Raw genomic sequence first — 12,422 nt, 5'->3', positions numbered from 1 at the left:
TTTACACTCGTTTGCAGGTCGCTTGGTAAAAGAAAGGGTCGTCGTGTGAGGCAATATCGAACTTAAGTTGCTCAATAATATAATCGCCATTTAAGGCAGGATTAAACTGACTTTCAAGGCGTAACATGCCGCCCAATGACGACTCACTATCAATTAAATAAGTGACATCGACGCCCTTCTCAGTGGCTTTCGGTATCCCTACCATGCCCGATTTTTGGTTAAGAATTCGCAAACGGCCACTTAACGCTTTGTCCTGGTCTTTCACATACAACATGTCATCGTCGATAAACGCTTTCACATTGCCCGCATCTTGCAGGCGTTCCACTTGCTTGAGTGCTGGCCCACAAAAATACCAATTAGCGATATTTTTATCGGTGGCTTGAAAGTCCAATTTAACCCCGCAATCCTGTGCTATGTTCTTAGCCAGCTCGCTCATTTTACTTATGGCACTACCCGATGAAGAAACAATATCTCGGGCGTTTGTATTGTTGGTTTTTGCTTTTAAGGTCAGCGTTACATCGGGCGGTGAGGCGATTTCTGCGCTAACAATATCCCCCACATAAATGCGAAAAATACCGGTGCTAACACGGCCGGCTTCAACAATTAAACGGTGCGGTTTCTTCGCTTGGGTATAAGGGCTGGTTTCGGTCAGCAACATATTGCGTGTTGTCGCATTGAGGCCATCGATATTCACCGTGCATTCATTTTGCAGGGGATTGGCATATTTAGTGCCGTTAGCACGAATTCGCAGCCCCTCATACCATTGCAGCCGACCATTAACTTCAATCCCTAATCGTATGCGGCGTAAATCAATCATCATCCCCCCACCAAACAAGACTGTGTGATTGGCCAAACTGCGCCCACCACGGATATTCATCATTTTCAGTGATAAAGGCAAAATTACCGTTACCCGATAAATATCGGTAGGGGATCAGCGGTTGATTGGGCATCACACGAATGCCTTGCAATAGAACCACATCATTGCGCTTGATATCACAACACATTGTTGTTCGCGCCACTTTAATCGTCAGCTCCCACTCGTCACCGCCAAGGCTCACGCGCAAACGTTGATTAGGTACGGTATTTAAAGGGATCTCTTGCATGGGTCACCACCCTAACGTAAATTCACCGTCAGCAATTTTGGTTGCTGCCGATTTTTTCTTTTTGTCCGGTACCGTGGACGTTTGCACTTTCCCGCGATTCACCGTGCTCGATTGCTCTTTTTTTGCCACCTTACGGGGCGGCAGGTCGCCATATTCAGGCTCAACCGTTCGCCACTCCGTAAAGCGCAGCGAGAGTTTAATCGCATCGGCCATCTCTGGAATTTCATCGTGATAGAGATTCACTAACAGCATCGGCTGGTAGGTTTTCACCCGAGTTTGAATACCCACTAACTGGTGTTTATCATAGGCTTGTTGCAGGGTTTCAAAGGCACTTTTCATTTCGCCGGCTAAAATTAAATCCATACCAATTTCAACGGGCTGAACTACCACATGGTCACTGCGTGTTTCCCCCGACTCAACGGTAAATTGTGTTGCTTTGTGTTCGTCACGGACGTTAATTTGAATCGGATTGGCCGTTTCAAATAACGTCGAAAAGTTATCGACATTGAAGATTTTCACCTCGGTGATCATTTGCTTACCCCCGAACTGGTTTGATGGGCTAAATCTTGTAGCTGGGATTGCAACGCATCTTTCGTGCCATTCGCCATTCCTTGCGCGTCCGTCGCTTGGGTTTCCACTTTGATTTCACCAATCGACAAGTTAGTTTCATTGGTGGTACTGGATTGATTACTGATAGCTTGGCTGGTCATCGGGTTAATTGGATTAGCCGACATACCGTTAATTTGTTGGCTCAGCCCTTTCACTAACAACGCAGTATCTTCTCCAGATAACTTGGGCTGTTCGGGGATTTGGTGCTCTATCGTGCCGTCAGTCGTGATTTTGCGTTCAACCGTTTGAGTCACTTGTGCATCCTCAAAACCAAACCACCCTTTGACCGTGCTCCAGCCATTTTTAATCGCTTCTAAGCCGTCATTAATCCAACTTAAATACTGTTTGATTTGCGCCCATAACCACTTAAAAATCCCTACAACGGCATCAGAAGCCACCGTAAAGACCCCTTCAAATTGCTTGCCCCAACCCGCTAAATCGCGAATAAAGTCCGTGAGCCATGCCCATAACTGCTTGCCACCATCAACAATAAAGTTAAAAGCAGCCACCGCCACATCGGCGACAACTTGAGATAAAGCCATGACAAAATAAAAGAAGGCTTTAAACGCTTCCCACAACGCAATAATGACCGCCTTAAGTTCGGGGTATTCATCCAAAATACGCCCTATCATCGAATCGTTGCCGTCGATAAAATTCATGATATCGTCATAAACTAAGGCAAACGCCGCAGCCAGTAAGGCAATAACCGCGATAATCGCCAAGATGGGCCATGTTGCTGCCAAGGTCGCTGCCGCTGCCGATAACAGAGCAGGCACATAAAACACCGCAATAGCCGAACCTATCGCAATAAAGAACCCCACAATGAGCGATTTGTTTTCTTTGCAAAAGCTCACAAAGCGGTTAATCCACTCTAACCCTTTAGTTAAAATCGGGATCACCATTTCTAATAAGCTGTTTTTCAGTAAACCTGATGATTGCTTAAAGCCTTGCATGGCTTTGTTGAATTTGATGGATTGTTCAATACTCTCTTTGTTGATGCCTGAGTACTCTTTTTGAATACCCATCATGCGCTCGAGTTCTTTGCGACCTTTCATCATCAGCTCGACGGTTTTATCATCTGTTACGCCCAGTCCCGCAAGCGTTGCCTTGGCTTTATCAAACTTCATACCCTGCACTTTATCTGCAGTCTGAAGTACTTTTTCCATGGAGTTTTTAGCCAAGCCAAACGATTTAGCCATCGCCGATAAATCTGCTTGGGCCGCATCACGCGTGCCGCCCAGTTCAGCCATTGAACCCGCGAATGCGTCTACATCGGCTGTGGCTACATTGATTTTTTTACCTAACTTATCGAGGGCTTCAATTTCAGTCGAACGTGAAATCGATTCTCCCACCAAGGCGGTAGCCCCCATCAGTAAACCAACCGTCCCTAATGCCTTTTTGGCAAACGACATAACCGTATTACCAGCTTGCTGATATTTGGTTTCGGTATTCTCAAGGGCTTTTTGCACGGATTGCTGTGCTTTAATTTCACTGGTCGCCGCTTCAATTCCTTTCACTTTCATCGTGTCCACAAGGCGAATTAGCTCGCTGTAATTACCTTGCAGTGCTTGAATAATGGCGTTGGACAGTTGCTTCGCGGTGATACCTTGGTGTTCGGCTAACGCGAGGTCGGTGACACCTTGATTAAGTTGAATAACATTTTGCTGTAGTGCCCAGTAGTTTGCATCGAGCTCGCCCAAAACAACCTGAGTGGATTGCATGCCTGCGTCAGATATTGACCGCTGCGCCTCAAGGTTAGCCATCGAATCTGTTACTGTCTCTAATTGTGTTTTAACCGAGCCAGTTTGGGCAATAACCTCATCTGCATTAGTAACGAAATCAATCGAATGTTCAATCGATAAGCCTTGCACCGATTGGCGTAAGTCTGCCATCACACGTTCAATTTCTGCGGCGCCATCGGCAGTAGTGGTCGGGATTTTTTGCAGCTCGTTAACATACTCACTGACTGAGCCTTTTACCTGTTCTAATGCGTTTTTTTGGTCACCCACCGATAACGAGCCGAGATCATTTTTCAGTTGGCTGATTTCAGCTTGCAGTGATTGCCCCCACTCCCCTAGCGTATCCCCCGCAAAGACCCAAGCTGTGTCTGTATTTTGCCGTTGCTCATCCAATGCGCTTAATGATGAGCTCACCGCATCTAACCTATCCACGATGTGGCTTGTCTCAGCACTAACCTCGCTGGCATTGATTGTAAACTGAATGGCATGTTCGGTCGACAGCCCCTGCAGTGATTGCCAAAGCTCTGTCATTACACTCCTGATGGTCAGTGAACTTTGCTGCGCCGCTTGTTGGGTTTGTTTCATGCCATCAATAATGTCATCGGTCGAACGTTGCACCTTTTTAAATGCCCCATCCGCTTGCCTTGTATCAAACTCAAAGACCTGCACAAAGGTATCCATTAATGACATTAGCGATCCTTTGAAGCCGCAAGGGCTTCGTTATAACGGTTAGTAATGGCAATTTCCCATAGGTCCATTGCTTCTTCTAAATCTATTGAGGTTTTGAGTTCGGTGAAGGTGGCGAGGCGTTCGCTGACGATGACGGCAAAGAACCCATCAGCGTTTTTATAATCGACGGGAGTGAACCGCTTACCTTGCTGAGCAGGAAGTGGAGGAAACCTTGGCTCCCGTCGTTGCCGAAAAAACTGGTGTTATATTTCAACATTTCCAACTCTAAGCGGATCAACGATTCGCCATCAGGCACATGGTTATCAATAAGTGTTTGTGTTTTAAGGGGGATTTCTTCACCGTCGATAGTGACACACACATAGGCCATCATTTTGAGCATGGCCTCTTTGCTGACCTCATAGTCACCAATTTTGGGGGCGTTAGATAACGGGTATTTGGCTAGGATTTCACGCCCGACTGTGGCGGGTAGGCGACTAATAATGAATAGTTTTTCAACACCATCAACGTCTTTGATAGCGACTTCTTTAGGTTTAATCATCATGGTAAACACCAATAAAAAAGGCGGGAAACCCCGCCAGAAATTGAAATAAATTAACGGATACGCGTACTGTCGAAATCCTGAAACACAAAGGTATAGGCTTTAGATTTCAAACGCCCCGCAGAGGCGGCTGAGTTGCCACGACTACCATTGGTGATTTTGCCATTGCGCGCCGTGACCGTTGAGCCATCGCCATAAGACGCAACAAAAGTAATAATATCCCCTGCGTGTCGGCGCCCTTTTTTCGCGGTATTTGCCTCGAGCAAAATAGACAAGTTTTGATCTTCTTCGCTACCGGCCAATACGTTAATCGTGACGGTTTGTGGTGTTGGTGTAGACCAACTCACCAAGTTACCGTTAATATCCATACCCGTTTGTGCAATATCGACAGCCGGTAAATCCAGTGGATCAGCATCGTCAGCAAAAGCGGTAATTAAAATCCCAGTGGGAAAGGTTTTGCTGGCTTGAATGGTAAAACTCAAGCCGGTTGCAGATACATCATGCATGTTCTACTCCTAGACTAAATTATGTGAGCCTTCGACTTTGCGAACCCAATCGCCTTTGCCGTAAATCAGCACGTATTTCATGACATACTCAGGCAAGTCACTTTCACCCGTATTTTCAACAATCTGCGCGTTATACCAATAGCCTTTATCCTGTACGTCATACCACGCAAGGTCATCACCCGACGCATCAGCAATCGCAAGCTTTTGTGCGTCACTCAGCGTTTTACCGGCTAAAATCGTGCCGTTATTAATGGCTTTAGTGACCGCACCCGCTATCACCATTAACGCACGTGCTTCACCGTCTTTATTGGCAGGAACGCCCCGTGTCGCCAATAACACACTGAACCATTGCTGAGCAATATAGGCTTTTAACCATTGCTCATTGGCGTGAACACTCATATCCAGTGGATTAGACGCACCACCGCACAAGAAGCCCCGCTGATAGAAACGAATTTGTGAGCCAGCTACCGCAGTTTCACCGTAATAGTTCACGCGCAGCTTATCGAAGCGGTCAGCGACTTTATCCGTGGTCACTTGCGCAGGGAACGTCACACCTAACTGGCGAAACATGTAGTTTGTTGTGGCATTAGTGCGGTCATAATCAGTCGCCGCCATAACAGCCATGGGTAAGGTTTGAATAAAATAGTTAGTATCCGTTTTGAGATTTAACCCCACCGAAGCCGTTCCCATCAACGCTGCGCTAAAATCTTCAACCTGCTTTTCACTCACGCTAATATGCAACTGGTATTTGACGTTCTCCCCGGAAACATACTGCGCCAATGGCACCGCTTGCTCTAACGGCAGTTCGTCCAAAAATGTCGCGCTCCCGAATGAATCGGAAACCTGCTCTGCTACCATAAAGGCTTCCAGAGGCGTTTGTGCGGGGTTACCTTCAGATACCGTACCGGAAGACAGCCCCATGGCGTTCGCCAGCACTGAATATTCAACACTAATGGATGCACGTTCTTGCACACCGCCACTCAGCTCAAAGGCACTATCGAGTGAATTAAACGTCAAATAGCTACTGGAAAATTGTGGTTCTCTTTCTGCATTGAGTTTTGCTTGAATGGTGGACGCAATATCCGCATAGGATTTCGCTTCCGACAAATCAATGTCTTTGTAGCTTTTGGTGACAGTACCAATCGTGACCGAAAGCGTTCCATCCGCAATGATTTTTAAATCCGCTAATGCGGCGGCTTTTGTCCCAAATAGCGTAGGCGCTCGCCCCACAGGCTCATAAGAAGCAATTTGTAACTCCTTCGGCTTACTCACCGGTGCAGGGCTAACATAGCTAAAATATTGTCGTGCAAAGTGGGCTTCGGGAGAATCAACACCCAGCAAATCATCTATTTGACCACTGGCGAACTCTAAAACTTTACCTGCAGGTATTTTGGGGTTAGTGGAAAATAAGCGACCGGTTAATTTACGCATCGGAACAGCAGACGCGCCAATAACCGCCGATGCGATATCAACGTATCGAGTTTGTTTAATTGGCATAATAAAACCTTATATGCGGTGGATATCAGGATAGAGCGCGCTTATGGCAGCTGTATCAGGGAAAAGAGAGCGTTTAAACGTCACATTAAAATCAAACGAGGGGTTTTGTTCGTAGTCGCCATGATCATTCACAAAATAAGGCTGGCGAACTGATGTTGCCCGTTGTACACCAATACCTTGCTTTCTCAGTGTGGTCACAAAAGGCAGTGAATTGACAACCATTCGGGTAATGGCGGCAATATCATTGGCCGTATACGAACCTAATTGGGTAATGAATGCCTGAACTTGGTACGTTTTTTCCGATAATTGGTTTTCTTGGTGATTGGCATTATTACCTTGGACATTGTAATTGCGACCTTGCCAACCATGCCCACTTTCATTGATAGCAAAGAACATCACCATATTATCTTCACGGCCTTGCTTGGTGGATTGAAAACCGGCTTTCACGGGGATATCAATACCCACTTCGGTCAGCTGCCGTAATAACTGTTTGCGAATGGCAATATCAACATCATTATCCGTCATAGGCCCCTACCTCGATGCAAATCACCGATTTCCAGCCGTCCTGCTCGTACCAATCCGCATCCCCCATCACATCGTATTTCTTGCCATTAAAAACAAGATAATCCGGTGAAGTACCGCGCTGAATACCTTTGATATCATGGGGAGTATAAAAGCGGCGATAAACTTGGTTTGAATCAAAGCCCATTGATTGAGCATCTTGAGTATCAACCGCTTGCCAACTGCCCCGAATATCCACTGGCTCATGATATTGGTTTTGGTCATGGCCTCGCTCATCGGGCTCACGGTTTTTAAAGCGAAACCACAGGGCTGTTTGCTGAGGAATATAGCGAGAAGCGATACGGTGTAAATTTCCAAACATTACTTATCCTCCACGGCAAAATTGACGGCTTGTAACATCTGACCTGTATCCACTAAGGGCTTATCGGTAGATTTCCCTTTGCTGTGACGTCTTGCTCTGGCCTTTACCGTTGAATCATCCAAGGCTGGTGTGGTTACCGCTTTTATGGCCAGTTTCACATCCCCAGCCGCTTTTGCACCGACTTGGGTTAGCCCATCAGTAACGGAAATATTGCCAACGGTCGCCGCTTTGGCCACACGGAAAATTAACTGGCCATACTCTGCTTTTTTATCGCTCATCGTTGGGCGAAAAAACGAACGGGGAGGAATGCCACCAGCGGGGTATCCCAATTCTTGAATCGCCGCAATATAGGCAATGGGCGTGCCATCGGGATATTTGGAGTGTTCAAAGAAACCCACTTTCAATTGTTTCTTGGCTAACTCATCGTAAACCGCTTTTAACTGGGTTAATTTCGTCATTAACGTAACCGCCCCCCGCGCGTAAATCGCCCACCTACACCGCGAAAGGCTGAACGTTCACCTGCACCACCAATATATTGCGGCACACTACAGCGCTTTATCAGTGCTAAAAACTGTTGGCCGTAGGTCGTCATTTTGAACCAGTGTGACCAATCAGAACCCGCAGGGGGCGCAGAGAATGACACGCTGACTTTATCGATGGTCACACTAGTCACAACACCGGTTGGGGATTCATCATCCGCAATCCACTTTCGCAGTGATAGCATATGAGCAACAACCAGCATCCACAGTTCGTTAGTGCAAACACCGCGACAAGGCGAAAAATAGTTCAGGGCAGATTGAGCAATAGTATAAATGTCATCATCACTCACACCATTAAACGATGGATAGAGCACACGAAATGACATTAGGGGAAATGTGCTCGCCTCCATCATTATTTACCCTTTTTGTTGGTTTTCGGGACTGCTTGTTTTTCTGCTTCCAAAGATTCCACGGTATCTGGCGCTGACTTATCGCTAGCCTCCATATTAGTGGCCACTTTTTCAGGATCTTCTTTGCGGTTTTCAACGCTGATAAACCCGTTTTCTTTATGCAGTTGAAATACATGGTTATCTTTAAGTTGAGCGTATTGTTCGTCACTGATTTCCGTGACACGCCCACGCGGGGTATACATGTGCTTGGTCATGATATTGGCTTGACCCGCAATAAACACTTTGCCATCCGTAACCGAGTAGTTTTGGTCATTCGATAGCGTGCAATAGACATAGAGAGACATGGCTTTCTCCGATAAAAAAGCCCTCATTTGAGGGCGTAAAAAAAAGTGGTCAGGTTAGATGCCTGTGAGACGGGTGATAGCCCAAGGTCGGGTAACAAAGACACCCGCTGTCGCATTGGTCGCATCCTCTAAATACCCTTTGATTTGCGCTTGTGAGCCCAACAATTGGTATTTAACGGGTACCACTTGTAAGATGGTCGCGCTGGTTGCGGTTGAGCCATCATCGATGGTATCTGCGAACATATACGCCACATCCGCACCACCATTTGCCCCGACAAATTCAGGCGAGAACACAAAGCGCAGGTTTGGATAGTTCTCTTTTACCCATTGATACACCGTTTCACCACGCGCCACAGGATTAGCAACATTGAGCGTTGAACGGTAGCCCAGCGGTAACGTCAATGTGATCGCGATATCGTCTTTGATAATCCCACCTGAACTCATTTCAATGCGCGAGAACATATCGGTAATATCTTGGGTGATATCGGCAAACGTGCCGCCCTTCCATTTTTTCGATGCGGTTTCATAAGCCGGTAGATTCGGTTCATTCATCAAGCCAAATACACGTGTTTCAGGGCTATTAAACCCATAGTAACCAATCCGCTCACGTCCTTGCTCTAAAGATTCAGTCGCTGAATTACGTTTTTCCGCAGCGGCTTCAAACCCAGCTGCAGACTGGCGCGCTTCCTCTAACTTACCGACTTGAAAACCTTGTTCAAAACGCACGATACCGCGACGTTCTTGGTCTTGAATGTAAGATGCTAACGGCACGTTGGTATGATCGCCGTAGAGCTCGGCTTTACCGGTTGGTGTTGCCACGTTCAGAATGATTTCCTCATCGTGCCATTCACCCGCATTCAATACACCGGTGATTTCATCCAACACACGAACACGGGTTGCGGTGCGAATGAGACCAGGAAGAACGTGTTGCAACATTTCACGCTGAATCAACCCACCTTGCATGGCTGCGCCCGTGATCGCGGAGTCCATCGATGCCAAACCACCAAAACCAATTTGCTCAAGTTCGCGATACGTCCACTGTTGGTTAGGTTGGATATTAAGTTGACCATGCTTGCGAATATCGCGGCCAGACATATAAAACTTTTGCTTGCTAACTGGCATTATTCACCTTCCTTTACTGCCGCTGGATATGGGATTTCGGTTAAGCGAATAACGCTCAAATGCGGTGCGTCAGTTGATGAAAGATGACGACTGACAAAGCCAATCACGCGCTCACCTGTACCTACCGTACCTTTAGCCGATAACGAACCGTCCGTTTCGCTGAATACGACGGGATCATTGATTTTGCCTTCGTCATCGCTTAGTTCGACATACACCTCACCCATCGTTAAAAACTCACCTTGGGTGCCATTGCGTGCATAGTTCACTTCAATACGATACGCTTTCGGGTTAATCATGATCCCCGCAAATGCGCCCTTGCCACCCACTTGCACAGACTCCACAGAATCATCTTTGTAGGTGTAAGCCCGACCGAAGATATTTTGCTTTTCATCCGCTGAGCTGAGAATGGCGGCAACGGCACGAATAGGCCCTGCATGGCTGATTTCACCCACTACGCCAGACGTTAAGCCATGCGACACTGATTTAGGAATTGCCATTATTTCGCTCCCCATTTATCCATAATTGATTGATTACTCACCGCAGAATCCATCGTCACTGTGGCTTTCTGTGAATCAGGCACACGCCCTTGCATCCACGCATCGAGTGCAATGGCTTCATTGCCCTTACCGCATTGAATACCGAGCTTATCAACGCCATACTCGGCCACTTGTTGCTTGGTCATGGCGGCATGGTCAAATACGCCAAGGAATGGGGTCAGCTTATGCGCTAATGAATCACGCTCACCGATTTGCTTTAACAGCTCTCCGGTGTCCATGGTTGGCTTTGATGCTTCTAACCGCTTAATTTTGCGCTTTAAAGATGCAATCTCGTCCATCGTACCGATGCCATTTTTCAAGCGTTTGATGCGACGATTTAAGCTATCCGTTGTTGCTTGGTCGAGATGCTCCTTGGCTTCTTCAATCGCTTCGACAGCTGTCTCAATCGCCACCTCGGCAGCTTCTACGGCTTCAGGTGTACCGGTTGTGGCTTCTTCTGCTGCAACTTCGGCGGCTGTCACGGCTTCTTCCGCTTTTTGCTCTTCTTCGGGATTAGCATCAGTGGATTTCTTTTCTTCTTTCGGCTCTTCATCGGTTGAAGGCTTAGTTTGTGCAATCACCTCTGCAATAATGCTTTTCAGCGCAGTGACTTGCTCCGCTGTAAACGCACCTTCATCAGTGGTTTGCTTCTCTTTGTTTTCTTCTTCGTTCATGCGAATAAGTTCCTTTGTGTCGATAGTGATAACGAGGTGATCTTGCACAGCGACGTCAGGGCCGGTTCGCCCTTCATCCACTAATGCGAGGTGATTGCCACGTAGGTGACGTTGAATAACGTCATAGTGTTGGCCTTCATAAATGCCAGAGGTGAATTCATATTTACTGCGATAACCTGGTGAAAGGTCGATTTTGCCACTGTCGATATTGCTAAGCGCCACATCTGAAAAGATTTTGATATTGGCTCTAAGATACGGTGGATCAAAATAGACATTCTCACCAATCACCCCTTGAATGCCTTTTTTCTCCGCTGGGGTCGCGTGCTTGCCTAACATTTCATGTTCAATGATGAATGGAGTGAGTTTGAAAGAGTTAATTGTCGCTTCGCTGGCCAGTTCTTCCGGAGGGCGCAATACGCGATAGATTTTATCGGGTATTGGCGCACCAATTTCAGCCCCCAAATAATCAAAAACCCCAACTTTAGAGATGGGGTTGTCTGTCACTTCGAGCCAGCCGTTATTGTCATAGGTTCGTTTTGTCATGTCTCCTCGCCACTTTCTTCCCCACTAAAATCGATTACAGGCGTCCAAAAACATTTGCAGTTAGGTAATTGACCCGGCAATCCACGTTCACCCGTTTTGGGCTCAATAATCGGTGGGTTGTCTAAATCAAACACTTCACCATCCAGCTGTAGATGCCATTCTCTAGGTTCAGCGCTTCCACCAGAGTGATGCCAAATAGCCTTACGAATTCCCGCTGATTTCATGCGCTCATAGTTTGCCGCAGTCGTGATTTTTCGCGTTTGGTCAACGGCGATAAAATTCGCTCGGCTTTCTGTGACGCTGCCAGTGTGCCTGATTTCATCTAATAAGGTTTTCGCACCCTCACCCCCTTGTGAGATAGAGCGCAGAGCGACACTTTCGATACGTTGATGAAATTGAGTAGGGATGGATTTAATCAGGGAAACATTTTCAGCCGTGGCGGCAATCATTCGGTCTTTTAACGCGTCCGGCATGACAGCGGTTTTGATGGTAATACCGCCAGAGAGCTGTTTAAGAGAATCATCTAAATTACGCTGCGCGCCGATATCGACTTGGGAAACAAACTTATCGGCCATGGCGCTAGACTGCGTACTAAAGATTTTATCCCACTTGCGTTTTAACCGGTTGAGCCAAATTCGCGTTTGACTCGCAATGCTGGCATCCATCGTGGAGCCGTAAAAATCATCATTCAATTCACTAAATACGTTTTCATAGTCTTTAATCATCGAACTGATTAACCGTGACATGTC

16 protein-coding genes are annotated in these 12,422 nt (G+C 46.8%); all 16 read right to left on the bottom strand.

Annotated features, from left to right (window positions below):
- Position 1: 1 nt before the first annotated feature.
- Entirely contained in the window at positions 2-817 is an 816-nt protein-coding gene (locus FVA72_RS07625; protein WP_110592057.1) for a baseplate hub protein, read from the bottom strand.
- Positions 810-1,103 carry a phage baseplate plug family protein gene (locus FVA72_RS07620; RefSeq protein WP_096863415.1) on the bottom strand — a complete coding sequence of 98 codons (294 nt, stop codon included), beginning with the start codon at positions 1,101-1,103 and terminating at the stop codon, positions 810-812. Before FVA72_RS07620 ends, FVA72_RS07625 begins: the two co-directional genes overlap by 8 nt.
- Positions 1,104-1,106: 3 nt before the next feature.
- Positions 1,107-1,634, bottom strand: a complete 528-nt coding sequence (locus FVA72_RS07615) for a phage baseplate protein (RefSeq protein ID WP_110592058.1) — start codon at positions 1,632-1,634, stop codon at positions 1,107-1,109.
- Positions 1,631-4,141 (bottom strand): hypothetical protein, encoded by a 2,511-nt coding sequence (locus FVA72_RS22000; protein ID WP_405029961.1) that lies wholly within the window; start codon positions 4,139-4,141, stop codon positions 1,631-1,633. Before FVA72_RS22000 ends, FVA72_RS07615 begins: the two co-directional genes overlap by 4 nt.
- An 82-nt stretch (positions 4,142-4,223) precedes the next feature.
- Entirely contained in the window at positions 4,224-4,682 is a 459-nt protein-coding gene (locus FVA72_RS07600; protein ID WP_109911397.1) for a hypothetical protein, read from the bottom strand.
- A 50-nt stretch (positions 4,683-4,732) separates the two neighbouring features.
- Positions 4,733-5,185 (bottom strand): phage tail fiber protein, encoded by a 453-nt coding sequence (locus tag FVA72_RS07595; protein ID WP_068445366.1) that lies wholly within the window; start codon positions 5,183-5,185, stop codon positions 4,733-4,735.
- 9 nt (positions 5,186-5,194) lie between these two features.
- Entirely contained in the window at positions 5,195-6,682 is a 1,488-nt protein-coding gene (locus FVA72_RS07590) for a DUF3383 domain-containing protein (RefSeq protein WP_110592059.1), read from the bottom strand.
- Between the two features lie 9 nt (positions 6,683-6,691).
- Positions 6,692-7,207, bottom strand: a complete 516-nt coding sequence (locus FVA72_RS07585) for a phage gateway protein (protein ID WP_110592060.1) — start codon at positions 7,205-7,207, stop codon at positions 6,692-6,694.
- Positions 7,197-7,565, bottom strand: coding sequence for a phage collar protein (locus tag FVA72_RS07580; RefSeq protein ID WP_110592061.1), 369 nt, complete (start codon positions 7,563-7,565; stop codon positions 7,197-7,199). The genes FVA72_RS07585 and FVA72_RS07580 overlap by 11 nt, the downstream gene beginning before the upstream one ends.
- A complete protein-coding gene (locus tag FVA72_RS07575) occupies positions 7,565-8,023 on the bottom strand; it encodes a hypothetical protein (RefSeq protein ID WP_110592062.1) in 459 nt (152 codons plus the stop codon). The genes FVA72_RS07580 and FVA72_RS07575 overlap by 1 nt, the downstream gene beginning before the upstream one ends.
- Complete coding sequence (locus tag FVA72_RS07570; RefSeq protein WP_110592606.1) at positions 8,023-8,454, bottom strand: DUF4054 domain-containing protein; 432 nt, start codon at positions 8,452-8,454, stop codon at positions 8,023-8,025. Before FVA72_RS07570 ends, FVA72_RS07575 begins: the two co-directional genes overlap by 1 nt.
- Before the next feature lie 2 nt (positions 8,455-8,456).
- Positions 8,457-8,798: a hypothetical protein gene (locus tag FVA72_RS07565; protein ID WP_105881054.1), complete on the bottom strand. Its 342-nt coding sequence runs from the start codon at positions 8,796-8,798 to the stop codon at positions 8,457-8,459.
- Between the two features lie 54 nt (positions 8,799-8,852).
- On the bottom strand, positions 8,853-9,920 hold the full coding sequence (locus FVA72_RS07560) for a major capsid family protein (RefSeq protein WP_042844781.1): 1,068 nt from the start codon (positions 9,918-9,920) through the stop codon (positions 8,853-8,855).
- Positions 9,920-10,417, bottom strand: coding sequence for a structural cement protein Gp24 (locus FVA72_RS07555; protein ID WP_110592063.1), 498 nt, complete (start codon positions 10,415-10,417; stop codon positions 9,920-9,922). The genes FVA72_RS07560 and FVA72_RS07555 overlap by 1 nt, the downstream gene beginning before the upstream one ends.
- Positions 10,417-11,673 (bottom strand): DUF2213 domain-containing protein, encoded by a 1,257-nt coding sequence (locus tag FVA72_RS07550; protein WP_110592064.1) that lies wholly within the window; start codon positions 11,671-11,673, stop codon positions 10,417-10,419. Before FVA72_RS07550 ends, FVA72_RS07555 begins: the two co-directional genes overlap by 1 nt.
- A complete protein-coding gene (locus tag FVA72_RS21995; protein ID WP_110592065.1) occupies positions 11,670-12,398 on the bottom strand; it encodes a phage head morphogenesis protein in 729 nt (242 codons plus the stop codon). Before FVA72_RS21995 ends, FVA72_RS07550 begins: the two co-directional genes overlap by 4 nt.
- Positions 12,399-12,422 lie beyond the last annotated feature (24 nt).

The sequence above is a fragment of the Providencia sp. PROV061 genome (assembly GCF_011045655.1).
GTDB classification, from domain to species: Bacteria; Pseudomonadota; Gammaproteobacteria; order Enterobacterales; family Enterobacteriaceae; genus Providencia; species Providencia hangzhouensis.
The sequence above is the reverse complement of the archived record's forward strand: the minus strand, read 5'-3'. Positions and strand labels throughout refer to the sequence as shown.

Bases quoted from the DNA above. Each gene is read 5' to 3' on its own strand.
- FVA72_RS07600 (WP_109911397.1), bottom strand. From the start codon at position 4,682: ATGATGATTAAACCTAAAGAAGTCGCTATCAAAGACGTTGATGGTGTT.
- FVA72_RS07560 (WP_042844781.1), bottom strand. From the start codon at position 9,920: ATGCCAGTTAGCAAGCAAAAGTTTTATATGTCTGGCCGCGATATTCGC.
- FVA72_RS07620 (WP_096863415.1), bottom strand. From the start codon at position 1,103: ATGCAAGAGATCCCTTTAAATACCGTACCTAATCAACGTTTGCGCGTG.
- FVA72_RS07575 (WP_110592062.1), bottom strand. From the start codon at position 8,023: ATGACGAAATTAACCCAGTTAAAAGCGGTTTACGATGAGTTAGCCAAG.
- FVA72_RS22000 (WP_405029961.1), bottom strand. From the start codon at position 4,141: ATGTCATTAATGGATACCTTTGTGCAGGTCTTTGAGTTTGATACAAGG.
- FVA72_RS21995 (WP_110592065.1), bottom strand. From the start codon at position 12,398: ATGATTAAAGACTATGAAAACGTATTTAGTGAATTGAATGATGATTTT.
- FVA72_RS07565 (WP_105881054.1), bottom strand. From the start codon at position 8,798: ATGTCTCTCTATGTCTATTGCACGCTATCGAATGACCAAAACTACTCG.
- FVA72_RS07590 (WP_110592059.1), bottom strand. From the start codon at position 6,682: ATGCCAATTAAACAAACTCGATACGTTGATATCGCATCGGCGGTTATT.
- FVA72_RS07555 (WP_110592063.1), bottom strand. From the start codon at position 10,417: ATGGCAATTCCTAAATCAGTGTCGCATGGCTTAACGTCTGGCGTAGTG.
- FVA72_RS07595 (WP_068445366.1), bottom strand. From the start codon at position 5,185: ATGCATGATGTATCTGCAACCGGCTTGAGTTTTACCATTCAAGCCAGC.
- FVA72_RS07570 (WP_110592606.1), bottom strand. From the start codon at position 8,454: ATGGAGGCGAGCACATTTCCCCTAATGTCATTTCGTGTGCTCTATCCA.
- FVA72_RS07615 (WP_110592058.1), bottom strand. From the start codon at position 1,634: ATGATCACCGAGGTGAAAATCTTCAATGTCGATAACTTTTCGACGTTA.
- FVA72_RS07625 (WP_110592057.1), bottom strand. From the start codon at position 817: ATGATTGATTTACGCCGCATACGATTAGGGATTGAAGTTAATGGTCGG.
- FVA72_RS07585 (WP_110592060.1), bottom strand. From the start codon at position 7,207: ATGACGGATAATGATGTTGATATTGCCATTCGCAAACAGTTATTACGG.
- FVA72_RS07550 (WP_110592064.1), bottom strand. From the start codon at position 11,673: ATGACAAAACGAACCTATGACAATAACGGCTGGCTCGAAGTGACAGAC.
- FVA72_RS07580 (WP_110592061.1), bottom strand. From the start codon at position 7,565: ATGTTTGGAAATTTACACCGTATCGCTTCTCGCTATATTCCTCAGCAA.